Source organism: Hymenobacter piscis (assembly GCF_018760735.1).
Taxonomy (GTDB): domain Bacteria; phylum Bacteroidota; class Bacteroidia; order Cytophagales; family Hymenobacteraceae; genus Hymenobacter; species Hymenobacter piscis.
In genome coordinates this window covers 277,854-301,156 of the sequence record NZ_JAHHZN010000003.1, presented here as the reverse complement: position 1 = coordinate 301,156, position 23,303 = coordinate 277,854, and the positions used below count along the sequence as shown (strand labels likewise).

General features: G+C 62.9%; 20 protein-coding genes. 11 read left to right on the top strand and 9 right to left on the bottom strand.

Annotated elements, in window-relative coordinates:
* Positions 1-18 precede the first annotated feature (18 nt).
* The gene (locus KLP40_RS05180; protein WP_215592655.1) at positions 19-1,257 is read right to left on the bottom strand and encodes a BaiN/RdsA family NAD(P)/FAD-dependent oxidoreductase; all 1,239 of its coding nucleotides are present in this window, start codon (positions 1,255-1,257) and stop codon (positions 19-21) included.
* Positions 1,258-1,410: 153 nt separating this feature from the next.
* On the opposite strand from KLP40_RS05180, the gene KLP40_RS05175 reads away from it, so the two are divergent.
* Complete coding sequence (locus KLP40_RS05175; RefSeq protein ID WP_215592653.1) at positions 1,411-2,598, top strand: cation:proton antiporter; 1,188 nt, start codon at positions 1,411-1,413, stop codon at positions 2,596-2,598.
* A 204-nt stretch (positions 2,599-2,802) separates the two neighbouring features.
* Here the strand turns inward: KLP40_RS05175 and KLP40_RS05170 are convergent, their stop codons facing one another.
* From KLP40_RS05170 to aroQ, 3 genes are all read right to left on the bottom strand, one after another.
* Positions 2,803-3,363: a MarC family protein gene (locus tag KLP40_RS05170; protein WP_215592651.1), complete on the bottom strand. Its 561-nt coding sequence runs from the start codon at positions 3,361-3,363 to the stop codon at positions 2,803-2,805.
* 116 nt (positions 3,364-3,479) lie between these two features.
* Complete coding sequence (locus tag KLP40_RS05165) at positions 3,480-4,547, bottom strand: aminotransferase class V-fold PLP-dependent enzyme (protein WP_215592650.1); 1,068 nt, start codon at positions 4,545-4,547, stop codon at positions 3,480-3,482.
* A gap of 248 nt (positions 4,548-4,795) precedes the next feature.
* Positions 4,796-5,242, bottom strand: coding sequence for a type II 3-dehydroquinate dehydratase (gene aroQ / locus KLP40_RS05160; RefSeq protein ID WP_215592649.1), 447 nt, complete (start codon positions 5,240-5,242; stop codon positions 4,796-4,798).
* A gap of 204 nt (positions 5,243-5,446) precedes the next feature.
* Here aroQ and xerD point away from each other — a divergent pair, with 204 nt between their 5' ends.
* Positions 5,447-6,349, top strand: a complete 903-nt coding sequence (gene xerD / locus KLP40_RS05155; RefSeq protein ID WP_215592648.1) for a site-specific tyrosine recombinase XerD — start codon at positions 5,447-5,449, stop codon at positions 6,347-6,349.
* Between the two features lie 220 nt (positions 6,350-6,569).
* Here the strand turns inward: xerD and KLP40_RS05150 are convergent, their stop codons facing one another.
* Entirely contained in the window at positions 6,570-7,007 is a 438-nt protein-coding gene (locus KLP40_RS05150; protein ID WP_215592647.1) for a hypothetical protein, read from the bottom strand.
* Positions 7,008-7,500: 493 nt separating this feature from the next.
* Between KLP40_RS05150 and KLP40_RS05145 the strand changes: the two genes are divergently transcribed.
* The 7 genes from KLP40_RS05145 (at position 7,501) to KLP40_RS05115 (ending at position 17,037) form a co-directional block, all read left to right on the top strand.
* Positions 7,501-10,488: an FtsK/SpoIIIE family DNA translocase gene (locus tag KLP40_RS05145; RefSeq protein WP_215592645.1), complete on the top strand. Its 2,988-nt coding sequence runs from the start codon at positions 7,501-7,503 to the stop codon at positions 10,486-10,488.
* 123 nt (positions 10,489-10,611) lie between these two features.
* Positions 10,612-11,256: a LolA family protein gene (locus KLP40_RS05140; RefSeq protein WP_215592644.1), complete on the top strand. Its 645-nt coding sequence runs from the start codon at positions 10,612-10,614 to the stop codon at positions 11,254-11,256.
* A gap of 142 nt (positions 11,257-11,398) precedes the next feature.
* Positions 11,399-12,676: a DUF2851 family protein gene (locus KLP40_RS05135; protein ID WP_215592643.1), complete on the top strand. Its 1,278-nt coding sequence runs from the start codon at positions 11,399-11,401 to the stop codon at positions 12,674-12,676.
* Between the two features lie 93 nt (positions 12,677-12,769).
* On the top strand, positions 12,770-14,050 hold the full coding sequence (locus tag KLP40_RS05130; RefSeq protein WP_215592642.1) for a hypothetical protein: 1,281 nt from the start codon (positions 12,770-12,772) through the stop codon (positions 14,048-14,050).
* Between the two features lie 273 nt (positions 14,051-14,323).
* Positions 14,324-14,956, top strand: a complete 633-nt coding sequence (locus KLP40_RS05125) for a NeuD/PglB/VioB family sugar acetyltransferase (RefSeq protein WP_215592641.1) — start codon at positions 14,324-14,326, stop codon at positions 14,954-14,956.
* Positions 14,957-15,052: 96 nt separating this feature from the next.
* Positions 15,053-16,006: an oxygen-dependent tRNA uridine(34) hydroxylase TrhO gene (gene trhO / locus KLP40_RS05120; RefSeq protein ID WP_215592640.1), complete on the top strand. Its 954-nt coding sequence runs from the start codon at positions 15,053-15,055 to the stop codon at positions 16,004-16,006.
* 158 nt (positions 16,007-16,164) lie between these two features.
* Positions 16,165-17,037, top strand: coding sequence for a nucleoside phosphorylase (locus KLP40_RS05115; RefSeq protein ID WP_215592639.1), 873 nt, complete (start codon positions 16,165-16,167; stop codon positions 17,035-17,037).
* A 98-nt stretch (positions 17,038-17,135) separates the two neighbouring features.
* Here the strand turns inward: KLP40_RS05115 and KLP40_RS05110 are convergent, their stop codons facing one another.
* The 3 genes from KLP40_RS05110 to KLP40_RS05100 form a co-directional block, all read right to left on the bottom strand.
* Complete coding sequence (locus tag KLP40_RS05110) at positions 17,136-17,447, bottom strand: hypothetical protein (RefSeq protein WP_215592638.1); 312 nt, start codon at positions 17,445-17,447, stop codon at positions 17,136-17,138.
* Positions 17,448-17,702: 255 nt separating this feature from the next.
* Positions 17,703-18,002, bottom strand: coding sequence for a hypothetical protein (locus tag KLP40_RS05105; protein ID WP_215592636.1), 300 nt, complete (start codon positions 18,000-18,002; stop codon positions 17,703-17,705).
* 138 nt (positions 18,003-18,140) lie between these two features.
* Entirely contained in the window at positions 18,141-19,166 is a 1,026-nt protein-coding gene (locus KLP40_RS05100) for an acyl-CoA reductase (protein WP_215592635.1), read from the bottom strand.
* Between the two features lie 175 nt (positions 19,167-19,341).
* On the opposite strand from KLP40_RS05100, the gene KLP40_RS05095 reads away from it, so the two are divergent.
* Positions 19,342-19,692 carry a 4Fe-4S binding protein gene (locus KLP40_RS05095; protein WP_215592634.1) on the top strand — a complete coding sequence of 117 codons (351 nt, stop codon included), beginning with the start codon at positions 19,342-19,344 and terminating at the stop codon, positions 19,690-19,692.
* 56 nt (positions 19,693-19,748) lie between these two features.
* Here the strand turns inward: KLP40_RS05095 and aat are convergent, their stop codons facing one another.
* Positions 19,749-20,435 (bottom strand): leucyl/phenylalanyl-tRNA--protein transferase, encoded by a 687-nt coding sequence (aat, locus tag KLP40_RS05090; RefSeq protein ID WP_215592633.1) that lies wholly within the window; start codon positions 20,433-20,435, stop codon positions 19,749-19,751.
* Positions 20,436-20,567: 132 nt separating this feature from the next.
* On the opposite strand from aat, the gene KLP40_RS05085 reads away from it, so the two are divergent.
* Complete coding sequence (locus KLP40_RS05085; protein ID WP_215592631.1) at positions 20,568-23,258, top strand: valine--tRNA ligase; 2,691 nt, start codon at positions 20,568-20,570, stop codon at positions 23,256-23,258.
* The last annotated feature ends 45 nt before the right edge of the window (positions 23,259-23,303 follow it).

Sequence of the window (23,303 nt, the reverse complement as noted above, 5' to 3'; positions counted from 1 at the left end):
ACCGCACGGCTCACTCATTCACTCATTCGCCAACTCACTCATTCGCAAGATTCCCCGGGCGGCCCAGGCGCCGGTGCTCAGGCAGCCCTGGAGCAGGTAGCCGCCGGTGGGGGCTTCCCAGTCGAGCATTTCGCCGGCCACGAAGGTGCCGGGGCGGGCCCGCAGCATCAGGTGCTCGTCCACCGCGTCCCAGGCCACGCCGCCGGCCGTGCTGATGGCTTCATCCAGGGGGCGCAGGCCGCGGACGGGAATGGGCAGGTGGCTGAGCAGTTCGGCTACCGCCGCCGCATCGGCGGGGAATACGGACGGGCCCAGCTCCCGCAGCAGCGTGGGCACCGGCGGCGGCAGGCGCAGCGCCTCGCCCAGAAACGAAGCCCACGACTTGCCGGCCCGGCGGCGGCGGAGCTTTTCGAGGAGCTGGGCCGGGGGCAGGTCGGGCTTGAGGTGGAGGTGGAGCCGGGCGGGGCCGCCGGTGGCCAGGGCCGCCCGCAACTGGGGCGTAAGGGCGTAGACGGGCGTGCCCTCCAGGCCGTAGTCGGTGAGCAGCACTTCGCCCCGCACGCTCACGCCTGCGCAGCTCAGGGCCACGTTCTTGAGGGGTTGGCGGCCCACCTTCGCCCGGAAGAAAGCCGACCACGCTACTTCGGCCCCGCAGTTGCTGGGCGCAAACGGCACCACCGGTACCCCGGCCCGTTCTAATTCCGGCTGCCAGCGGCCGTCGGAGCCGGTTTTGGCCCAGCTGGCCCCGCCCAGAGCCAGCAGCGTGGCCTGGGGTCGCACGGTTAGTTCCTGGCCGGTAGTTTCGTGGCGGAAGCGCAGGCCGTTTTCGGGCGCAAAGCCCAGCCAGCGTTGACGGGTATGGATTGTGACATTCAACTCCCGCAGCCGCTCCAGCCAGGCCCGCAGCAGGTGGGTCGGCTTATGCTCAGGCAGCGGGAAGATGCGGCCACTGGTGCCCACGAAGGTGACAATACCCAGGTCGGCGGCCCAGGTGCGCAGGTCGGTGGGGGAGAAGTGGGCGAGGTACCGGGTGAATTCGGGCTGGCGGGCGGCGTAGCGGGCGGCGAAGGGCGCGGCGTCTTCGGCGTTGCTCAAGTTGAAGCCCCCGTGTCCGGCTACCAGAAACTTGCGCCCCACCGTGGCCTGGGCCTCGTAGAGGTCAACCTGGCAGCCGGCCTCGGCCAGGCGCTGGGCCGCCAGCAATCCGGCCGGTCCGCCCCCCACTACGGCCACTACAAACGGAGCTGAATCCTGCATGGGGCAAAGGTAAGGGGTGGCGGCGCCCCCGCCCGCCCCGCCGACCGGCAGGCCTCCTTCCGGCCCCGAAACCGTATCTTCGCGGCCCCTGTTTCGGCGGTTCGGACGTATTGTGCGTATAGTCGAAGCCAAAAACCGGGTTACCTACGCTCTATGGGTTCATATTCCATTCTCATCGGCCTGAGCCTGGCCGTGATTCTGTCCTACCTTTTCGACCTGGTGGCCCGCGCCACCAAGGTGCCGTCGGTGCTTATGCTGCTGCTCTCGGGCATCGCCCTGCGCCAGGCCGCCGATTACTTCGACGTTTCGTTTGCCACGCCCAAGGTCATTCTGGAAATATTCGGCATTATCGGGCTGATTATGATTGTGCTGGAGGGGGCCCTGGATCTGAAGATAACCCGCGCCAAAGCCCCACTCATCCGCCGTTCCTTTTTCGCGGCGGTGCTCATGCTGGTGGTCCAGTCGGTGGTCATTGCCCTGATTCTGCACTACTGGCTGCACGTCAACTTCCAGAGCTGCCTCGTGAACGCCATTCCGCTGGCCGTCATCAGCTCGGCCATTGCCATTCCCAGCGTGGCAGGCCTCACGGGCGAGAAGCAGGAGTTTATCGTCTACGAAAGCACGTTTTCCGATATTCTGGGCATCATGTTCTTCAACTTTGCCCTCCAGGATAACTTCGCCCAGGGCATGTCGGTAGTCACCTTTGGCTTCGATGTGGTGGCGGTGCTGCTGCTGGCCGTGGTGAGTACGGCGGCGCTGGTGTTTTTGCTCGACCGGATCCGGCTGCACGTGAAGTTTTTTCTGGTGCTGGCTTTTCTGGTGCTGCTCTACAGCGTGGCCAAGAATCTGCACCTCTCGTCGCTGATTCTGGTGCTGGTGTTCGGCCTGGCCGTCAATAATGCCGAGCAGTTCATGATCGGGCCCTTGCAGCGCTGGTTCAATCCCGGCCGGCTGACCGAGGAGCTGCACCAGCTACGCAGCATCACGGCCGAATCGGCCTTTCTGATCCGCACGTTTTTCTTCCTGCTCTTTGGCTTCAGCATCACGCTCAACAAGCTGCTCAGCCCCCAGCTGCTGCTCCAGGGCGTGCTCATTGTGGCGGCCCTCACGGCCATCCGCTACTTCTACCTGCGCTACATCGCCAAAACCGACCTCATTCCGGAGCTGTTCATCGCGCCCAAGGGCCTGATTACGGTGCTGCTTTTCTACAGCATTCCCCAGCAGCACCTTATCGGCGAAGTGTCCGAAAACATCCTCTTCCTGGTTATTCTGCTCACCGGCGTGCTGATGATGGTGGGCCTGCTCATGAGCCGCGAGGAGCCGGAAATCGGGGAGTACTGAGTAGTTGAGGAGCCGCTTCGCAGGAGCCAGGAGTTAGTAGAGAAAACGGCTGTCATCCCAAGCGAAGCGAAGGACCTTATCACGTCTGAACGGCCGTAACAACGACTCGGTTTGACGTAATAAGGTCCTTCGCTCCGCTTAGGATGACAGCCGTTCCCTCTCCTAACTCCCGGCTCCTGGCTCCTGCGAAGCAGCTTCTGACTCCTAAAAATTCGTCTTGAACAGCTTGATGGCAATGGCCAGCAGGATGACGCCGAACACGCGGCGCAGGATGTCTTCGCCGGCTTTGCCGAGCTTGCGCTCAATCCAGGCCGAGCTTTTGATGACCAGGTATACGAACACTAGGTTTACCAGAATGCCGGCCAGCACGTTGGGCAGCTGGTAGGCGGCGCGCAGGGAGAGCAGCGTGGTCATGGTGCCGGCCCCCACGATGAGGGGGAAGGCCAGCGGCACGATGGAGCCGGTGCCGGCAGTAGGATCGTGGCGGAACAGCTCAATGCCTAGAATCATCTCCATCCCGATCAGGAAGATGATAATGGCCCCGGCCAGGGCAAATGACTGAAAATCAACCCCGAACAGGGACAGGATGCTCTGGCCCAGAAACAGGAAGCTGACCATCAGCACCCCCGCTACCAGGGTGGCTTTTTCGGCGTTCACGCCACCTTCGCGCTGCCGGATCTGGATGATAATGGGCACCGAGCCCAGAATATCGATGATGGCAAACAGCGTGAGCGTGACGGAGGCTATTTCCTTGAAGCTGAACATAGGGCGAAATAGGGAAATGGTGAAATGGTGAGTTGGCTGTTCTGGGGATGTGGGCCTGAACCCTTGGTCCAGCGGCCCGACAACTCACCATTTCACCATCTACACTATTTCACCTCTTAGGCGAAGTCTTTGGCGAAGAACTGGACGAGCTGCTCGAAGGCCGCGTCGGGGATGGCGGGGAAGTTGGCGATGCGCAGGCTGGTGGGTTTCCAGGGGCCGTAGCCGCTGCCCAGCTGCAGGCCCTGGGCCAGGGCCTGGCGCTTCACTTCCTCGATGAGGGCCGGCGCACCCTGCAGGCCGATAACGGTGCTGGAGCGGGTTTCGGGATTCGTGACGAGGGGGCGGAGCTGGGTGGCCTGGTCGAAGTAGTCGTAGAGCTTGGTGGCGCGCTCCTGCACGTGCTGGTGGGTGATTTTGATGGCCGGGTTATCGTGCAGGGTGCGGTTGAGCAGGTAGATGCCCAGCACGTTGGGCGTGTGGGTGGTCTGGAAGTTGAGCATCTTCTCGTACTGGGCCGTAAGCGAGTTGTAGTGGCTGCGCTCATTCACTTTGCGCAGGCGCTCCACGGCCCGGGGCGAGAGCAGCATCACCGACAGGCCCGCCGGCAGCCCGAAGCACTTCTGCACCGAGGCGTACCAGATATCGGCCTTGATGAACTTGAGCTGGATGCCGGCCATCGAGGAGGTGGCATCCACGGCCAGCAGGGCGTTGCCGGGCAGGCGGTTGTAGATGTTCAGAATCACGCCGTCGCGCAGCTGGGTGGCGTTGCTGGTTTCGTTCTGGGTCAGGCAGACCAGGTTGGTATGCTCGTCGAGGCCGGGCAGGTTGCGGGCGTCGGGCACCTCATCGATACCGAATTTGATACCCGTGGACTCGGGCCGCAGGGCCTTGGCGTACTCGTACCATTTCTCGCCGAAGGCCCCGCTGTAGAGATGGAAGCTCTTGGTGGGCGTCAGGCTCTGGGCCAGCACTTCCCAGCACTCGGTGGCCGAGCTCATGAAGAACACGGTGTAATCCTGGGGTACGTTGAGCTTGTTTTTGAGCTCCTGCACCGTCTGGCGCATGAGCTGCACAAACCGCTCCCCGCGGTGCGGGGCCGAGAGCCAGCCCTCATCAAAGGCGTCCTGCAAATAGCGGCGTACCTGCGGGTACACCTGGGAAGGGCCGGGATTGAACGTATACATATGCGAAGGAAAGTCAGGTTGAATAACAAAGGTAGGCAACGGGAAAGGAGGGAGGTGAGGAAAAAAAGGGCGTCATTCTGAGCGTAGCCGGAGGCGAAGTCGAAGAATCTCGCGGGCTGACGTTGCGGTACTAACGCTGGTATAAGAATTACCATTGCTCGCGAGATTCTTCGACTTCGCTCCGCTCCGCTCAGAATGACGTTCCTTTTCTCACTTCTCACTTCTCACCATTTCACTCTTTCACCGCCTCAGACCCGGAAGCCGACGCGCTTGGGGCGCTGGCCGTCGAAGTAGTGCAGGGCCAGCTTATAGCTCTCGAGCTTGAAGCCGCTGATGCTGCCCACGCAGTTGCGGCCCAGCAGACTGCGCTGGCGGAATTCTTCGCGGGCGTGCAGGTTGCTCAGGTGCACCTCCACCACCGGCGCGCCGATGGCGGCCACGGCATCGGCCAGGGCCACGCTGGTGTGGGTGTAGCCGCCGGCGTTGAGCACGATGCCGTGGTAGCTGAAGCCTACTTCGTGGAGCTTGTCGATGAGCTCGCCCTCGTGGTTGCTCTGGAAATATTCCAGCTCGAACTGCGGAAACGCTTCGCGCAGCTCGGGCAGGTATTCCTCGAAGGAGCGGGTGCCGTAAATGCCCGGCTCGCGCCGGCCCAGCAGGTTCAGGTTGGGGCCGTTGATGATGAGTATGTTCATGGTTGGGGAACTGAGGAACTGAGGAACTGGGCTGGGCTGGGAGGCCGGGCAAAGATACGGTCATCCTGAGCGGAGCGAAGGACCTTGTACCACCGGCACTGGTCGTTGGCACAATACAACGTGATAAGGTCCTTCGCTCCGCTCAGGATGACCGTATCTTTGCCCAGTCCCTCAGTCCCTCAGTCCCCCCAAACCCAGACCCTCATGTCCACCTGGTCCGTTGCCATCAAGCAGTTCGAGGGCTACCTCCAGCTGGAAAAGTCGCTTTCCGCCAACTCAGTGCAGGCCTACGTGCGCGACGTGCACAAGCTGCGCCAGTACCTGGAGCTGGAAAAGCTGCCGGCCTCGCCCCAGCAGGTCACTACCCGCATCCTGCGCGACTTCCTGGCCTGGCTGGGCGGGCTGGGTCTGGAGGCCACGTCGCAGGCGCGCACCCTCTCGGGCATCAAGGCCTTCTACCACTTCCTGATTATGGAAGATATGCTGACCCTGGACCCCACCGACACGCTGGAAGCGCCCAAAACCGGCCGCAAGCTGCCCGATACGCTCAGCTACCCCGAAATTGAGCAGGTGCTGGCCGCCCTCGACCTGAGCACGCCCGAGGGCACCCGCAACCGGGCCATCCTGGAAGTGCTCTACAGCTCCGGACTGCGGGTGAGCGAGCTGACGGGCCTGCGCCTGTCCAACCTCTACGCCGACCAGGGTTTTGTGCGCGTGACGGGCAAGGGCAACAAGGAGCGGCTGGTGCCCATCGGCCGCGACGCGCTCAAGCACCTGGGCTTCTACCTGCAGGGCATCCGGGCCCACCTCGACATCAAACCCGGCCACGAGGACACCGTGTTTCTCAACAAGCGCGGCACCGGCCTCTCGCGGGTTATGATTTTCAACATCATCAAAAGCGCCGCCGAGAAAGCCGGCATCCGCAAGAGCATCAGTCCGCACACGTTCCGCCACAGCTTTGCCACCCACCTCATTGAGGGCGGGGCCGATTTGCGGGCGGTGCAGGAAATGCTGGGCCACGAAAGCATCACGACTACCGAAATCTACACCCACCTCGACCGGGACTACCTGCGCCAGATCATCACCGACTTCCACCCCCGCAGCTGAGTAGCTGGTTGTCAGTTGTCAGTTGTCAGTTGTCAGTTGTCAGGATGGAAGAAACGTCATTCCGAGCGCAGCGTAGCCGAGGAATCTTGCGTGCAACAGTAATCCTGATGTCTGGTTAGCATTCCAACGTCAGCACGCGAGATTCCTCGGCTGCGCTCGGAATGACGTTTCTTCCATCCTGACAACTGCCAACTGCCAACTGCCAACTGACAACCAGCAACTATTTCTCTTTCTCCTGGTGTCCGATGGCCTGACAGCTGAGCAGCCATTCGGTGGCTTCGGGCAGGCTGTCGAAGATCTGAATCTCGAATTTGCGAAATAGTTGGTGGGCGGGCGTGGCGATGAAAGTGCTGGCCAGGGTGTCGGCCCGCACCACGTGGGCCACGTACTGCAGGCCAGCGCTGGCTGCGGCCGGCCCCCATTCCTTGGCCAGCCAGTGCAGGGAGTCGAACCAGGGGCCTTCGAGCTGGCTGTTATCGTTGAGCAGGTAGGGGCAGTGCAGCTCCCGTAGCATGTCCAGACTGGCCTCGGCACCTTCCCGGGCGTATTCGGGACCCACGTAGCCGGTCCAGGTAATGTGCAGCCGGTGCAACTCAGGGTGGTAAACGAGCCGACAATAGGCGGGGCTGTCAGGGGAGGAGAGCAGGCGTTCGGGCATGGCGCAGGAGTGGATGAGGGCGAAGAACCTGATCAGTCGCCAGGGGCTGAGGGCTGTTGATTCCCCGCTCCAGGGTAGCATTTCAAGCCGGAGGGAGCAGAAGGAGCCAGCGGTGCCGGGGCGGGCTTTTGGCGGTGTAACGTGACGAGGGGCGTGGGGGATGTCGGCCGGGGCCGGCTGTGTTGTTTTAGCCCGCTTTTTCTTCCTGCTTTCCGCAATGCCCCCGCCACTTCCGCTTTATCCCTTGTCTCGGTCGGCGGCCCTGTGCGGGGCGGTGCTGGCCCCGCTGGTGCTGAGCTTGGTGCGCCTGGGCGAAATAGTGCGTCTGCGCTCGGCAGAGGTGGGCATGCCACGGCGCGCCGTAAGTGGCAGACCGCAACGGGTTAACCAGACCACCGGCCTGGCCCGGATGCCCACGCGCATAACTCACCGCATCCCTGTCTCACCATTTCACCGCCTTTATGCCTAGATTTGGTTTCTGGCGAACATTCCAATGGCGAAAAATACCTACAAGCAACCTTCCGGAACGGCCGGCGGCCGCAGCAACGAGCCCCGCGCCACGGAGCCCCGGCCCGCCCGCAACCAGCCCCGGCCCGCCGCCGAGCCCGTTCGCGAGGCACGGCGCAACGAGCCCAAAGCCGCCCCCAGCTCCCCCAAGGCCCGCAAACCCTTCGCGCTGCCCACCCTCCAGCTGGGCGGGGCGCTGAACTTTCTGCGCGACCGGCGCTTCCAGCTTTTCCTGGGCTTCTTCTTTCTGATCGGCTCCATCTACCTCACCATTGCCTTCATTTCCTTCCTGTTCACGGGGCACGCCGACCAAAGCGTGACCGAGAGTCTGGGCACCACGGCCACGGCCGAGGCGGGCAAGGAAACCGGCAACTGGCTGGGCCTGGTAGGGGCCGTGCTGGCTCAGTGGTTGATTCAGGACGGCTTCGGAGTGGCCGCGTTTGCCGTCATTCCGGTCGTATTCTTTCTGGGCTACAAAATCGTGTTCCGGCGGGCCGGCGTGTCGTTTAGCTACGTGCTGGCCCTGTGCCTGTTCGTGATGCTCTGGCTGAGCCTGCTGCTGGGCTACGTGGTGCTGTCTCTGCAAGGGCCCGAGGTGTCGCCGGAAGTGGCCCACAGCCTGGATTTTCTGTGCGGGGGCGTGGGCTACGAAACCGCCTCCTGGCTCAGCGGCCTGCTGGGCGGGGGCACGGTGCTGCTGCTGGCCTTCCTGTTGATTTCCTTCGTGGTGTTCTTCTTCAACGTCACCAGCCTCAACCTCAACCTGCGCCGCAGCGCCGGGGAGCAGGATGACGACGACGACGACGCCAAGGAAGCCGCTGCCTTGCGCGCCCCGGCCGCCAATCGCCCCGCCACCCACGAGCCCGCCCCCTGGGCCACCGACGAGCCTGGCACTGCCGAGGAGGAGGACTCCCTGGGTATTACGCTCAAGCGCGTGGGCCCGCTGGCCGAGTCCGAGCCTGAACCCGAGGAGCCGGAATTTTATGAGCCGCCCGTGCCCCGCACCGGCCCGGTAGCCTCGCCGGCCCTGGCGGCTGCTACCACTGCTACCGCTGCCGCCACCGGTGCTTCGGCCGGAGCGGGTGGCCTCGCGGCCGGGGCCGCCGCCCTGCCCATGAGCGTGGTTCCGGCCGTGGCCGCTGCTGCGGTCAAGCCTGCTTCCGGCCCCAGCTTTTCGGTGGAGGTAGCCGAGCCGGAGCCCCCGCGCCCGGCCCCGGCGGCGCCCGTGGCACCCCCGGTTTCCAGCGTGCCCACTCCGCTTTCCCTGGCCGATCTGGCCGATGATGATGCGCCGTTGCCGCCTTCCATGCCCGTAGTGCCGGTTGCGCCGGTAGTGCCGGCCGGCCTGTCGTTTGAGGTGGAAGACTCTACCGCCAAGCCCGAGCTGGACCCCTCGGCCGGGGCCGATATGGCCCTGATTGCGGAGGAAAACGAGGAAGAAGAAGTAATGCCCAGCGGCGAGTACGACCCCACCCTCGACCTGCCCCGCTACCAGTACCCCACCCTGGAGCTGCTCAACGACTACGGCGTGGCCAAGGCCCAGGTCACCAAGGAGGAACTGGAAGCCAATAAGGACCGCATCGTGGAAACGCTGGGCCACTACGGCATCAACATCGCCTCCATCAAGGCCACCATCGGGCCCACGGTCACGCTCTACGAAATCGTGCCCGACGTTGGGGTGCGCATCAGCAAAATCAAGAGCCTCGAGGACGATATTGCTCTGAGCCTGGCCGCCCTCGGCATCCGTATTATTGCCCCTATTCCGGGCAAGGGCACCATCGGTATCGAGGTGCCGAACACCAAGAAGGAGATGGTGAGCATCCGCTCGGTGTTCAACACCGACAAGTTCATCACCTCCGAAATGGACCTGCCCATTGCCTTCGGGCGCACGATTACCAACGAAGTATTCGTGGTGGACCTGGCCAAAATGCCCCACCTGCTCATGGCCGGCGCCACGGGCCAGGGTAAGTCGGTGGGGTTGAACGTGATTCTGGCTTCGCTGCTCTACAAGCGCCACCCCTCGCAGCTCAAGTTCGTGCTCGTCGACCCCAAGAAGGTGGAATTGAGCATCTTCAACAAGATTGAGCGCCACTTCCTGGCCAAGCTGCCCGACACGGAGGAGCCCATCATCACCGACACCAAGAAGGTGGTGAACACGCTCAACTCCCTGTGCATGGAGATGGACAAGCGCTACGACCTGCTCAAGGACGCCGGCTGCCGCAACCTGAAGGAGTACAACCGCAAGTTTGTGGAGCGCCGCCTCAGTCCCAAGAAGGGCCACCGCTACATGCCCTTCATTGTGCTGGTGATTGACGAGCTGGCCGACCTGATGATGACGGCCGGCAAGGAAGTGGAAACGCCCATTGCCCGCCTCGCCCAGCTGGCCCGCGCCATCGGCATTCACCTGATTGTGGCCACCCAGCGCCCCTCCGTGAACGTGATTACCGGTATCATCAAGGCCAACTTCCCCTGCCGGATTTCCTTCAAGGTGACCAGCAAAATCGACTCCCGCACCATCCTCGATGCCGGCGGGGCCGACCAGCTCATCGGCCAGGGCGACATGCTCATCTCCCAGGGTTCCGACATCATCCGGGTGCAGTGCGCCTTCATTGATACGCCCGAGGTGGACCGCCTCTGCGACTTCGTGGGCGAGCAGCAGGGCTACCCCGACGCCTACCACCTGCCCGAAGTGGTGGGCGAGGACGGCGGCGGCAATGGCAACAGCGAGGATTTCGACCCCTCCGACCGCGACAGTATGTTCGAGGAAGCGGCCCGCGTTATCGTGACGCACCAGCAGGGCAGCACTTCCCTGCTCCAGCGCCGCCTCAAGCTCGGCTACAACCGCGCCGGCCGCCTGATTGACCAGTTGGAGCACGCCGGCATCGTAGGGCCGTTCGAGGGCAGCAAGGCCCGGGAAGTTTTAATTCCGGACGAATACAGTTTGGAACAGTTGTTGAATACGCTGGCCAAGTAAGGCTCAGAGCTTAGATCTCAGAGCCTAGAACCTAGATTCCAATTTGGAGTATGTGTGAAGGAGAATTTGACTAAGCTCTAAGTTCTCTACTCTAAGCTCTGAAAAACGCCACTCTCTTTTGCAATGAAAAAATATTTCGCGCTGCTCGCTCTCTCCGTTTCGTTCATGGCCGGCGCTGAGGCCCAGCAGGACCCCAAAGCGGGCAAAATCCTGGACCAGATGAGCTCCAAGTACCAGGCCATGAAAGCGTTCAAGGCCACTTTCACCCAGACCCTCGAAAACGATGCGGCCAAGGTGAAGGAGAACCTGACCGGCGACATCACCGTCAGCGGCCAGAAGTTCCGCCTGAAGATGAGCGGCCAGGAGGTCATCAACAACGGCCAGACCATGTGGACCTACATGAAGTCGGAAAACGAGGTGAACATCTCCGACTACGAGCCCGACGAGCAGGAAATTTCGCCTTCCCAGATTTACACGCTCTACAAGAAAGGCTACAAGTACACCTACGTACAGGAAGCCAAGGAAGGTGGCGAAACGGTGGACGTGATTGACCTCTCGCCCGAGGACCGCAACAACCCCGTGTACAAGGTGCGCCTGAAAGTGAGCCGCGCCGATAAGTCGGTGAAGAGCTGGCAGATGTTCAAGAAGAACGGCAACCGCTACACCTACCGCATCAGCAAGTTCGTGCCCAACTTCCCGGTGGATGCCACCACCTTCAACTTCGATAAGAACAAGTACAAGGGCGTGAAGGTGATTGACCTGCGCTAACTGCCCCGCCTGCCAACCCGACCGGCCCGCTTCTGCTACTTCAGCAGGGGCGGGCCGGTTTTTTTATGGCTGATTGAGCCTGTTTTTTTACTATTTTCATTCGCTGTTTATACTTCCCCTGGCTCGCTATATCTGCCTCGTTATGCAGGAAGATTTTCTCCACTATATCTGGCAGCACCAGTATTTCGATAAGACCGACCTGCGCACCGAGGACGGCCAGCTGGTAACCGTGCTGCGGCCCGGCCACCGCAACCCCGATGCCGGCCCCGATTTCCTGAGCGCCCGCCTGCGTCTGGGCCAAGTGGAGTGGAACGGGGCCGTGGAAATCCACCTGCGCGCCTCCGACTGGCACCGTCACCACCACCAGACGGACCCCAAGTACGACCAGGTCGTGCTGCACGTCGTGCACTCGGCCGATATTGACGTGCAGCGCACCAACGGCTCCGTGATTCCGGCCCTGGCCCTGGCGGCGCGGCTGCCGGCCGGAGCCCTGGCCGCCTACGAGCAGCTCCGGGAGCAACCGGCCGGGGTGCTGCTGCCCTGCGCCCCGCTGCTGCCCCGCGTAACCGAGCTGACGCGCACCATGATGCTGGGTCGCGCCCTGCTGGAGCGCATGGAGCAGAAAGCCGACCGTATGGCGGAGTTGCACGCCCAACTGGGCCAGGACTGGGAGGCCACGGCCTGGCACGCGCTGGCCGCCGCCTTCGGGTTTAAGAAGAATGCCGAGCCCCTGAGTCGGCTGGCCAAGGCTCTGCCGCTACCCCTGTTGCGCCGCCACCGCCACGATGCGCTGCCGCTGGCCGCGCTGGTGTTCGGACAGGCCGGTTTTCTGACCGACGAGCCCCTGGACGATTACAGTCGGGAGCTAGGCGCTGAGTTTGAGTTTCTGCGCCACAAGTATAACCTGCACGGCACCGCCCTGGCCGCCGCCGACTGGAACTTCCTGCGCCTGCGGCCCGCCAACTTCCCCACCGTGCGCCTGGCCCAGCTGGTAGCCCTGCTCCACGCCCGGCCCACGCTCTTCGACGCCCTGCGCACGGCCCGCGACGTGCCGGCGCTGGAGCAGTTCTTCACGGTCCCGCTGCCCGCGTACTGGCAAACGCATACCCGGCCCGGCAAACCCGGGAAAACGGCCGCGCTGGGCAAAACCAGCGTCCATCTGCTCATTATTAACACCGTGGTACCGTTACGCCTGGCCTACGCCCGCAGCCTGGGCAGTCCGGCACAAATGGAAGCGGCCCTGAGTCTGCTCGATTCTCTGCCCCCGGAGCGCAACCACCTCACCGACGCTTACCAGGCTGCCGGCTTCCGCCACACCTGCGCTGCCGACTCCCAGGCGCTGCTGGCCCTGGAACACGGCTACTGTGCCCCGCGCCGCTGCGTGCAATGCGGCATCGGGGCCAGTCTGCTGAGGCGGTAAGCCGGAGCCGGGAAGCACAAGCCAGGAGCAGCCGGTTCGCTCAGGCAGCCCACGACTTGTAACTTGCTGCCTCACGTTCTTCAACGTTACCCTTTGCTGCCCGAAATTCTTCTTGCCTTATGGCTTAACGCCGGCTTGCTCTGGCTGCTGCTGCGCTGGTTGCCCCGGATGCGGCAATTATCCGGCATCGGCCGCTGGGTGCTGCCTACGCTGGTGCTCAAGCTGGGGGCTACGGCCCTTTCGGTATGGCTGCTCAGTGACGATGGCCGTTACTTTCAGTACTGGTCGGGCCGCCTGACCGACCAGCTCTGGCATGCCCCGGGGCAGTGGGGGCGGATGCTGTTTGCGGATGCGTTTCACTGGCAGGGGCAGGCCCTGGTCTTTCACGGGTTCTCGAACACGCTCTTCCTGATCAAGCTGCTGTCGATTTTCAATCTGGCCAGTCTGGGCACGGCGGCGCTCAACGGGCTTTATCTGTCCATGTTCAGCTTCGTGGGGTGCTGGGAGCTGGTGCGTCAGCTGCGGCTGCGGTGGCCGCTGGCCCCGGCGGGGGCGGGGGTAGGGGCGTTTCTGACCTGGCCCACGGTGGTGTACTGGACCTCCGGACTGACCAAGGAAAGTCTGCTGGTGGGTAGCGGGGCGCTGGTGCTGGCGCTGGTGGTGTACCTAGCCTACGGGCCGGCTACCCGGCGGTGGCGGGCGGTGGCGGGGTTGCTGGGAGTCGCGCTCCTGCATTTCAAGATGCGCTACTTTTTTGCCGTCGTGCTCTTTGGAAATCTGGTTGGTTTGGGCTTCACGCGCACCCTGCAGCACCTGGGCGCGGCCCGCAGCCGCTGGACCCAAACGGCCCTGCTGCTGGCCCTGCTGAGTGGTGGGGCCTGGGTTGCCGGGGAGGTTAGTCCGCTGTTCCGGGCCAATAAATTTACCTCCCAGCTCCAGCGCAATTACAGCAGCCTGCTCAAAACTTCCCGCAACCGCCCGCACCTGGTGTACCCTGACCTGCGCCCTACCACCGCCAGCGTGGTGGAGCACGCGCCCCGGGCCGTATTCAATACTCTTACCCGGCCCTGGCCCTGGGAAGGCCGGTCGGCGCTCTACGCTATTGCAGGCCTGGAAAACCTGGCGCTGCTGGCGCTGCTGCTGCTGGCGGTGGTGGCCGTCGGGCGCGGCCGGCCCGGGCAACTGCCGTTTGCCCTGGTGCTGGCGCTGCTCCTGTACTGCCTGATTCTGGCCGCGCTGCTGGGCCTGAGCACCCCCAACCTGGGCACGCTCAACCGGTACCGGGTCAGCTTTCTGCCCTTTCTGGTGCTGCTGCTGCTGCAAAACGAGTACGCCGCCCGCCTGCTCCGGTGGCTGGTCCGCCGGATTTTCTAGTGGGAGCGGTTAATAGCAGGAGAAAGGGACGTCATTCCGAGCGGAGCCGAGGAATCTCGCGGGCTGACGCCGGGTTGGCACCCTATCAGCAGATTACTTCAGCAACGTCAGCCCGCGAGATTTCTCGGCTCCGCTCGGAATGACGTTCTTTCTTTAACAACCAACAACCAACAACCAACAACCAGACACCGGACCCCGATAAAAACAAGGCCCGTATCTTTGCGCTTTACTTTCGCCATTCCCCATCGGCCCTCGCGGCCGTTTTTTAATAGTATGGAAAACCCCGTAATCATTCTGGGCGCGCAGGCCGTGGGCACCGCCGCCCTCGATGCCTTCCAGAGCAACGACGTAGTAGTGTACTGCCTGCTCGACGATGAGGCCGCCCTCCAGGGCACCGAGCTCAACGACGTGCCCGTGATGGGCAACACCGACGACAAGGAGCTGCTCAAGCTGTTGGGCAAAAAGTGCGAGGTATTCGTGGCCACCGAGGACACGGCCAGCCGCCGCAGCCTTACCAACATGCTGCGCGAAGAATACACCGTGGCTCCCGTCAATGCCATTCACCAGCGGGCCAGCGTATCGGCCCACGCCTGGCTGGGCCACGGCAACCTCATCGGGGCCAACGCCGTGGTAGCCGGCACGGCCAAGCTCGGCGACGGCTGCATTCTGGGCGCAAACGCCGTAGTGGAGGTAAAGGCCGAAGTGGGCGACTATGCCCAGCTGGGCGCGGGGGCCATCCTCAACGCCAACGTGCAGGTGGGCGAGCTGGCCTTCATCGGGGCCGGTGCCATTGTGGTGGCCGGCGTGAAAATCGGGGCCAAAGCCCGCGTGGGTGCCGGCTCCGTCGTGGTGGCCGACGTTCCCGCCGGCCAGACCGTATTTGGCAACCCAGCGGCTAAGGTTTAGGTAGCAATTGAGAAGTAAGAATTGACAAGGCTGGCCAAGTTGCGCTGGTACGACCGTTACTTCTTACTTCTCGATTCTTAATTCTTGATTCGGAAGATGGATTACCTCGTTCTGCTTTACTACTGCTACACGCCGCTCGAAAACCCGGAGCAGTTTCGGGAGGAGCACCACCGGCTCTGCCTGCAACTGAACCTGCTGGGCCGCATTATTGTGGCGCCCGAGGGCCTGAACGGCACGGTTTCGGGCCGGCGGGCCGATTGTGAGGAGTACATGCGCCTGGTGAAGGCCGATGCGCGCTTTGCCAGCCTGGAGTTCAAGGTGGAAGAGGCCCCGGCCCACACCTTCCAGAAACTGCACGTGCGCGTGAAGCCCGAAATTGTGCACGTGGGCCTGCCCGACATCAAGCCCTACGAGCGCACCGGCATCCACCTCTCGCCCCAGGAGTTCAAGGACCTCAAGGACCAGCCCGACGTGGTGGTGCTCGACGTGCGCTCCGACTACGAGCACGAGCTGGGCCGTTTCAAGAATGCCGTAACCCTGGACATTGAGAACTTCCGTGAGTTCCCGGCCAAGGTGGCCGAGCTGGCCCAGTACAAGGATAAAAAGGTGCTCACGTACTGCACCGGCGGCATTAAGTGCGAGAAGGCCTCGGCCTTTTTGCTGGAGCAGGGCTTCGAGAACGTGTACCAGCTCCACGGCGGCATCATCAAGTACGGTCTGGAGGCCGGCGGCGAGGATTTCGAGGGCAAGTGCTACGTTTTTGATGGCCGCGTGGCCGTGGACGTGAACACCGTCAACCCCTCCGTTATCAGTGAGTGCCACCACTGCCACACGCTCAGCAGCCGCATGGTGAACTGCGCCAACCCGCACTGCAACGCCCACCTGCCCCTGTGCGAAGCCTGCGCCGACGAGCTGGAGGGCGCCTGCTCCCCGGCCTGCCAGCAGCACCCCGCCAAGCGCCCCTACGATGGCACCGGCACCTACCCCAAACTCAGCAACCACTACAGTCCCGAGCAAGGACTGATTTCTTACCGGGCCCCGGGCTTGTAACCAAGAATTTGCCCGAACCTGTCATCCTGGGCGGAGCGAAGGATCTGTGTAGAACGTATCTTCTGATGCTGCCTTCCACAAAGATCTTTCGCTTCGCTCAGGATGACAGTTGCTTTTTTGCGTAACACATCCTTTCCCAATACTTAAAATCCCCACCCATGCCCATCGCCGAATCGGAGCTGATCCTCAACAAGGACGGCAGCGTCTACCACCTCAACCTGCTGCCCGACCACATTTCGGACACCATCATCACGGTCGGCGACCCGGAGCGCGTGCCTTCCGTAAGCCAGCACTTCGATTCCATCGAAACCAAAATCCACAAGCGCGAATTCGTCACGCACGTGGGCTATTACAAGGGCAAGCGCATCACCGTGATCAGCACGGGCATGGGCACCGACAACATCGACATTCTGATGAATGAGCTTGATGCGCTGGTGAACGTGGATTTCGTGACCCGGGAAGCGCGCCCGCGCGAAGAGCACATCAGCCTGCGCATCATCCGGGTGGGCACCAGCGGCTCCCTGCAGGCCGATGTGCCGGTGGGCTCTCTGCTGGCTTCTGAGCACGCCGTGGGCCTCGATTCGCTGATGCAGTTTTACCCGCTGGTGGAAACCGGCCTGGAAGTAGAGGTGGCTACCGGCATTCAGCAGGCCCTGCAACTGCCCTACCGCCCGTACTGCGTGCGCGGCTCCGACCTGCTGCGCGAGCAGGTGGGCTTTGATATGCTGAGTGGCAACACGCTCACCTGCCCCGGCTTTTACGGCCCCCAGGGCCGGGTGCTGCGCCTGGATCTGCGCCTGCCCCATCTCATTGAAGCCTACCAGCAGTTCCGCCACCAGAGCGCCGAGGGCGAGTTCCGCCTCACTAACTTCGAGATGGAAACGGCCGGCTACTACGCTCTGGGCCGCATGCTGGGCCACGAGGTGCTGTCGTTGAACGCCATTGTGGCCAACCGCACCACCGGCGAATTCGCCGCCAATGCCGACGACATCGTCAACGACCTCATCATCAAAACCCTGGACCGCATTTAGCAGGTTTCGTCGGGTTGCCGCGCCCCCGCGCCGAACCAAAAAGCCGCCGCCCTGGTCCGGAGCGGCGGCTTTTGGCCGTATCAGGGGGCTGTGACGCCTTAGTAAAAATCGAAACTCAGGACGGCGCGCAAGGGCAGGGCAATACCCGATTTGAGGGTGAGGTAATCCTGGTGGGTGGCCCAGACGGTGGTATACACGCGCTTGGTGGCGCCGTCGGCGGTCTGGAAGTAGATGTCGAGCTTGCCGTGGTAGGCGTTGCCCAGGGTGGCGGCGCGCTCGGCGTCGTAGCGGCGGCGCTGCAGGGCCACCGGATCGGTGAGGACATCGTGGGAAGCAAAGCGCAGGTCAGGAATCTGCTCTTTGGCGACGGTTTCAACGGACGCATCCGTTGGTTTGAGTTCGGGTATCATGGTCGGAGTCGGTAATGTGGGTTTCCTGCGCGCAGGAGCAATGAAATAGAGGCAGCCAGTGTACGCAGTGGCCGCCCCCGATGGTTATCCAAAACCAGGCCTGATTCCAGTGGCCGTCTGCTGCGGCGTTGTATCCGATATGGGTATAGTGATACAGCCCGTGAAAACCCGTAAAGCCCGCCCATCTTTCGGTAGGATGGGCGGACTAGGATAAGTTCAAGTTGCAGGTGCGAAGTAATACCGATGGGCCGGCGGCTACTGAAAATCGAAGCCCAGCACGGAGCGCAGCGGAATGGCTCTGCCGGACTTCAGAGTCAGGAAGTCAGCATCGGTGGCCCAAACGGTCGTCTGCACGCATTTGGTGGCTCCTTCCGCCGTGCGGAAGTAGATGTTGACTTTGCCGTGGTAGCCGTTGCCGAGGGTGGTAGCGCGCTCGGCAGAGTGACGTCGCAGCTGCCGGTCCGCCACTGAGGGGAGAACTTCCTCGGTCGCAAAGCGGTACTGAAGCAGGTTTTCCTTGGCAACTATTTCGGCTTTTTGTTCAATAGCTAACATGACGCAGAAGGTATTTGGTGGGATTGGAAAGATACCATCTAACATGTTAAAATACAATTAAAATGCCGATTGTTTTCCCGGTGTTCACCCCGCAAAAGCAGCCGTTGACCGAAAACATCCGGCTTTCCGGGCCGCGGACTACTCCAAACCGGCCAGAAATGCCATCGTATCCACGCCGTCGGCGTAATCGGTGAGGCCGGGCTGCTGGGCCTTGCCGAAGGGAAAGCTGCCCGGGTAGAGTCCTCCGGCCGATACCAGGCACTGGGTCTGGGCGGCCACGTCGGTCAGCTGGTCGGCCAGGTCCACCTCGTTGGCGTAGGCGCCGTGGTGAAGCACCGAAATAGGAGACACCAGCTGGGCACTGGGCGTGAGCAGCAGGAAGCCGGAGTCGAGGTGAGGCACGCGGTTGACCAGCAGAATGCTCTTGTTGTAGTCGTAGTTGTTCTGGTAGCGGTTGTGCTCCAGCACCCGGTGCCAGGGCTGCAGCGCATCGAGCAGGAGGGTGAAATCGTAGCCGACGGGGGCGTAGAGCTTGCTCACGTTGCGGCAGCCCAGGCCGTAGTAGCGGAAAATGTCCTCGCCCAGCAGGCCCAGGTCGTGGTCCGACTCGCGGCCCGTGAGCACGGCCAGGCTGGTGCGGTTGCGGCGGATGATGTGGGGCTTGCGGCCAAAATAGTACTCGAAGTAGCGGGCCGTGTTGTCGGAGCCGGTGGCAATGAAGGCGTCGGCTGCGTTGAGGCGCTCCACCAACTGAATGGCCTCGGCGAAGCGGGGCTCCAGCTGGACCAGCTCGTTCAGCAGCCAGCGCATGAGCACGGTATCGTCCTGGCTGAGCTTGGCCAGCAGGCGGTGCCCGCTCAGCAGCACGCACAGCGCATCGTGGAAGCCCACCAGCGGAATGTTGCCGGCCATGACCACGCCCACCGGCCGGGGCGCGTCGGGCTCGGGCGGGTAGCGGGCCGCCCACTGGCGCAGGGGCTCCTCGCGCAACAGGTAGGCAATGCCATCGAGGGCGGCCCGCACGTTGGGCGCGTCGAACCAGGGGTTGTTGTTGCGGGCGCGGGCCGTGAGTTCGGTTAGCTCGTCGGCAGAGGCGGGCGTGAGCAGGGCGGCCAGGCGCTGGCCCAGGGCAACGAAGGCGGCGAGGCGGTCGGCGTGCAGCATCTTATCAGGGAGGGAAGAAGGGCGAAAAGGCAGCGGAAGCAGAAAACAAAAATTGGCGGCCCGAAATTACTCAACTGTGCACGGGTAATCCGTAATTTCGCCCCGGGGCATCCTGCCCCCGGCAGATTGCGTACCTTGCCACACCGATTTCAACCCCTTAACGACTCCCCAGGCTATGGCCATCATGATAACCGACGAGTGCATCAACTGTGGTGCCTGCGAACCGGAATGCCCCAATACCGCTATTTACGAAGGCGGCGCCGCCTGGCGCTGGGCCGACGGCACCAGCCTGAAGGAAGTGCAGCTGGACGGCGGCGCGGTGGTGTCGGGCGTGGCCCCGCAAACCCCGATTTCCGACGAGTACTACTACATCGTGTCCGATAAGTGCACCGAGTGCGTGGGCTTCCACGAGGAACCCCAGTGCGCCGCCGTCTGCCCCGTGGACTGCTGCGTGGACGACCCCGATTACCGCGAGTCGCAGGAAAAGCTGACCGCCAAAAAAGAGTGGCTGCACCAGGAAGCGTAGGTTAACGCCCCGGCTTCGGCCCCCCGAAAACACCCTAAGCTCTGCCTCGGCGGGGCTTATCGTGTTTCCGGGGGAGGCGGAAACAGCAGCGTGCGGCCGGCGGCCTGCTCCCCGGCCAGCAGGTGCAGAAACGCCCGGCGGCTGACTTCCTCGGCTCCCAGAGCGGCCAAATGGGGCGTGAGCTGCTGAATATCGAGCAGGCCGGTGCCCTGCCCGCGCAGGTGGCCGGCCAGGGCCAGCAACGCCAGCTTGGAAGCGTTGGGGCGCGAATGGAACATACTCTCGCCCGCAAACACGCCCCGCACGGCCACCCCGTACAGGCCCCCCACCAGGGTGGGCCCGTCCCAGACTTCCACGCTGTGTGCGTACCCGGCCCGGTGCAGGGCGACATAGCCGCGCACCAGCTGGGGCGTAATCCAGGTGCCGGGCTGGCCGGGACGGGGCTGCTGCCGACAGGCCCCGATAACGGCCTCAAAGGCCTCGTTGAAACTAATGCGCCAGGATGACTGCCGCTGCACCCGCGCCAGCGTGCGGCCCACGTGCAGACGCTCCAGTCGCAGAATACCGCGCCGGGGCGGGCAGAACCAGGGCAGCACCGGCCACTCCGGCACCGGCCACGGAAAAATGCCCCGGCTGTAGGCGGCCACCAGGTTTTCGACCGTGGGCTGGCCGCCCGCCAGCACCAATCCTTCCAGGGTGTCGTCGGCGGCGGAATCGGGGTCGGAGGGAAAGGGGAGCAGCATGGGGCAAACATACGGACGCCGGGGCGCATCGGCCCGGTTTCCGGCTCCGCCGCTTGCGCATCAACCGATTTCCGGCCCCCGCCTGAATTGCCTACTTTTGCGCCCGTATTCCGACTTGAATTCCCTCCGCTGATGTCCATCGCCAAAACCTATACTCCCGCCGACGTTGAAGCCAAATGGTACCAGCGCTGGCAGGAGCAGGGCTTCTTCAAAGCCAAAGCCAACCCCCGCAAGCAGCCCTACACCGTGGTGATTCCGCCGCCCAACGTGACGGGCGTGCTGCACATGGGCCACATGCTTAATAACACCATTCAGGACGTGCTGGTGCGCCGGGCCCGCATGCAGGGCAAGGAAGCCTGCTGGGTGCCCGGCACCGACCACGCCTCCATTGCCACCGAGGCCAAGGTAGTGGCGCTGCTCAAGGAGCAGGGCATCGAGAAGAAGGACCTGACCCGGGAGCAGTTCCTGGAGCACGCCTTTGCCTGGAAGGAGAAATACGGCGGCATCATCCTGGAGCAACTCAAGCAACTGGGCGCTTCCTGCGACTGGGACCGGACGCGCTTCACCATGGAGCCCGAGCTGACCGAAGCCGTGCTGCGCGTGTTCGTGGACCTGCACCAGAAGGGCCTCGTGTACCGCGGCATCCGGATGGTGAACTGGGACCCGCTGGGCCAGACCGCCCTGTCCGACGAGGAAGTAATTCCCAAGGACGTGATGGCCAAGATGTACCACCTGAGGTATGAAGTTATCAGTGATTCGTTGTCAGTTGTTAGTGAAGGTGGCCAGCAGAACGATACTGACAACCAACAACTGACAACTAACAACTACCTCACAGTGGCAACCTCGCGCCCGGAAACCATCATGGCCGACGTGGCGGTGGCGGTGAACCCCAATGACCCGCGCTACACGCACCTGCACGGTGCCAAAGTGCGGATTCCGCTGCTGGGGCGCGAAATTCCGGTGATTCTGGACGAGTACGTGAGCATCGACTTCGGCACGGGCGCGCTGAAGGTGACGCCGGCCCACGATTTGAACGACTACGAGCTGGGCGTGAAGCACAACCTGCCCGTTATCGACATTCTCAACAACGACGGCACGCTCAACGAGAAGGCCGTGCTGTACGTGGGCCAGGACCGGTTTGCGGCCCGCCGCAACATCGTGAAGGATTTGGAGGAAGCCGGCCACCTGGTGAAGGTGGAGGAGTACGCCAGCATCGTGCAGACCTCGGAGCGCACCAAGGCCGTTATTGAGCCCCGCCTGAGTATGCAGTGGTTCCTGAAAATGGAGCACCTGGCCAAGCCAGCCTTGGAAGTGGTGGAAAACGACACCGTGAAGCTGCACCCCGCCAAGTTCAAGAACACCTACCGGGTGTGGATGGAAAACGTGCGCGACTGGTGCATTTCGCGGCAGCTGTGGTGGGGTCAGCAGATTCCGGCCTATTACCTACCCGACGGCACCTATGTGGTGGCCCTCACCGCCGAGGAAGCCCTGCTCCAGGCCCGCGAGCAGAGCGGCAACGCCGACCTGCAGCTCACCGACCTGCGCCAGGACGAGGACGTGCTGGATACTTGGTTTTCGTCGTGGCTGTGGCCGATTTCGGTGTTTGATGGGTTCAAGGACCCCGACAACGCTGACGTCAACTACTTCTACCCCACCAACGACCTGGTGACGGGGCCAGACATCCTGTTCTTCTGGGTGGCCCGCATGATTATGGCCGGCCTGGAGTATCGTAAGGAAGTGCCCTTCCGCAACGTGTACCTCACCGGCATCGTGCGCGACGCCCAGGGCCGCAAGATGAGCAAGCAGCTCGGCAACTCGCCCGATCCGCTGGACCTCATCAAGCAGTTCGGGGCCGACGGCGTCCGGACCGGCATGCTGTTCTCGGCCCCGGCCGGCAACGACTTGCTCTACGACGAAAAGCTGGTGGAGCAGGGCCGCAACTTCTCCAACAAGCTCTGGAACGCCTTCCGCCTGATCAAGGGCTGGGAGGTAGATGCCGCGCTGCCCTTCCCCAACGAGAAGGCCGTGGAGTGGTTCTCGGCCAAGCTCAACGCTACCATTGCCGAGCTGGACGAGCACTTCGAGAAGTTCCGGATGAGCGATGCGCTGATGACGGTGTACAAGCTGGTGTGGGACGACTTTTGCTCGGAGTACCTGGAGATGATCAAACCCGCCTACCAGGCTCCCATCGACCCCGAAACGCTGCGCCTGACCACCGGTTTCCTCGAAACTTTGCTCAAGCTGCTGCACCCGTTCATGCCCTTCATCACCGAAGAAATCTGGCACGAGCTGCAGGAGCGCGGCCCCAAGGAGTACGTGTGCGTGGCTGCCTGGCCCAAGGCCCAGCCCGTAGCGGGTGCCGCCGAGGTGCTGGCCCGCATGGAAAAGGCGCTGGCCATTGTGGGCGGCGTGCGCACCATCCGCAACCAGAAGGGCCTGGGCCCCAACAAGCCCCTGACCCTGGCCGCCAAAACCGACGACGCCCAGCTGCTCACGGACTACGACGGTATCATCCGCAAGCTGGCCGCCCTCACCGACGTATCGGTGGTGAGGGAAGCACCGGCGGCTTCGGTGGGCTTCGTGGCGGGCGGCGCGGAGTTCTTCGTGCCGCTGGAAGGGCAGATTGACCTTGGGGCCGAGAAGGAGCGCCTGACCAAGGAGCTGGAATACGCCCAGGGCTTCCGCGACTCGGTGCTGAAAAAGCTGGCCAACGAGAAGTTCGTGGCCAACGCCAAGCCCGACCTCGTGGAGCGTGAGCGGCAGAAGCTGGCCGACGCCGAAGCCAAAATCACGGCCCTGGAGCAGAGCCTGGCGGCGCTGTAAACCCTTACCTGCAAACTTCATAACCGGCCGGTTGCTCCTGGTAGC

Bases quoted from the DNA above. Each gene is read 5' to 3' on its own strand.
- KLP40_RS05085 (WP_215592631.1), top strand. From the start codon at position 20,568: ATGTCCATCGCCAAAACCTATACTCCCGCCGACGTTGAAGCCAAATGG.
- KLP40_RS05140 (WP_215592644.1), top strand. From the start codon at position 10,612: ATGAAAAAATATTTCGCGCTGCTCGCTCTCTCCGTTTCGTTCATGGCC.
- KLP40_RS05135 (WP_215592643.1), top strand. From the start codon at position 11,399: ATGCAGGAAGATTTTCTCCACTATATCTGGCAGCACCAGTATTTCGAT.
- KLP40_RS05100 (WP_215592635.1), bottom strand. From the start codon at position 19,166: ATGCTGCACGCCGACCGCCTCGCCGCCTTCGTTGCCCTGGGCCAGCGC.
- aroQ (WP_215592649.1), bottom strand. From the start codon at position 5,242: ATGAACATACTCATCATCAACGGCCCCAACCTGAACCTGCTGGGCCGG.
- trhO (WP_215592640.1), top strand. From the start codon at position 15,053: ATGGATTACCTCGTTCTGCTTTACTACTGCTACACGCCGCTCGAAAAC.
- KLP40_RS05095 (WP_215592634.1), top strand. From the start codon at position 19,342: ATGGCCATCATGATAACCGACGAGTGCATCAACTGTGGTGCCTGCGAA.
- KLP40_RS05110 (WP_215592638.1), bottom strand. From the start codon at position 17,447: ATGATACCCGAACTCAAACCAACGGATGCGTCCGTTGAAACCGTCGCC.
- KLP40_RS05115 (WP_215592639.1), top strand. From the start codon at position 16,165: ATGCCCATCGCCGAATCGGAGCTGATCCTCAACAAGGACGGCAGCGTC.
- xerD (WP_215592648.1), top strand. From the start codon at position 5,447: ATGTCCACCTGGTCCGTTGCCATCAAGCAGTTCGAGGGCTACCTCCAG.
- aat (WP_215592633.1), bottom strand. From the start codon at position 20,435: ATGCTGCTCCCCTTTCCCTCCGACCCCGATTCCGCCGCCGACGACACC.
- KLP40_RS05105 (WP_215592636.1), bottom strand. From the start codon at position 18,002: ATGTTAGCTATTGAACAAAAAGCCGAAATAGTTGCCAAGGAAAACCTG.
- KLP40_RS05150 (WP_215592647.1), bottom strand. From the start codon at position 7,007: ATGCCCGAACGCCTGCTCTCCTCCCCTGACAGCCCCGCCTATTGTCGG.
- KLP40_RS05125 (WP_215592641.1), top strand. From the start codon at position 14,324: ATGGAAAACCCCGTAATCATTCTGGGCGCGCAGGCCGTGGGCACCGCC.
- KLP40_RS05170 (WP_215592651.1), bottom strand. From the start codon at position 3,363: ATGTTCAGCTTCAAGGAAATAGCCTCCGTCACGCTCACGCTGTTTGCC.
- KLP40_RS05175 (WP_215592653.1), top strand. From the start codon at position 1,411: ATGGGTTCATATTCCATTCTCATCGGCCTGAGCCTGGCCGTGATTCTG.
- KLP40_RS05165 (WP_215592650.1), bottom strand. From the start codon at position 4,547: ATGTATACGTTCAATCCCGGCCCTTCCCAGGTGTACCCGCAGGTACGC.
- KLP40_RS05145 (WP_215592645.1), top strand. From the start codon at position 7,501: ATGGCGAAAAATACCTACAAGCAACCTTCCGGAACGGCCGGCGGCCGC.
- KLP40_RS05180 (WP_215592655.1), bottom strand. From the start codon at position 1,257: ATGCAGGATTCAGCTCCGTTTGTAGTGGCCGTAGTGGGGGGCGGACCG.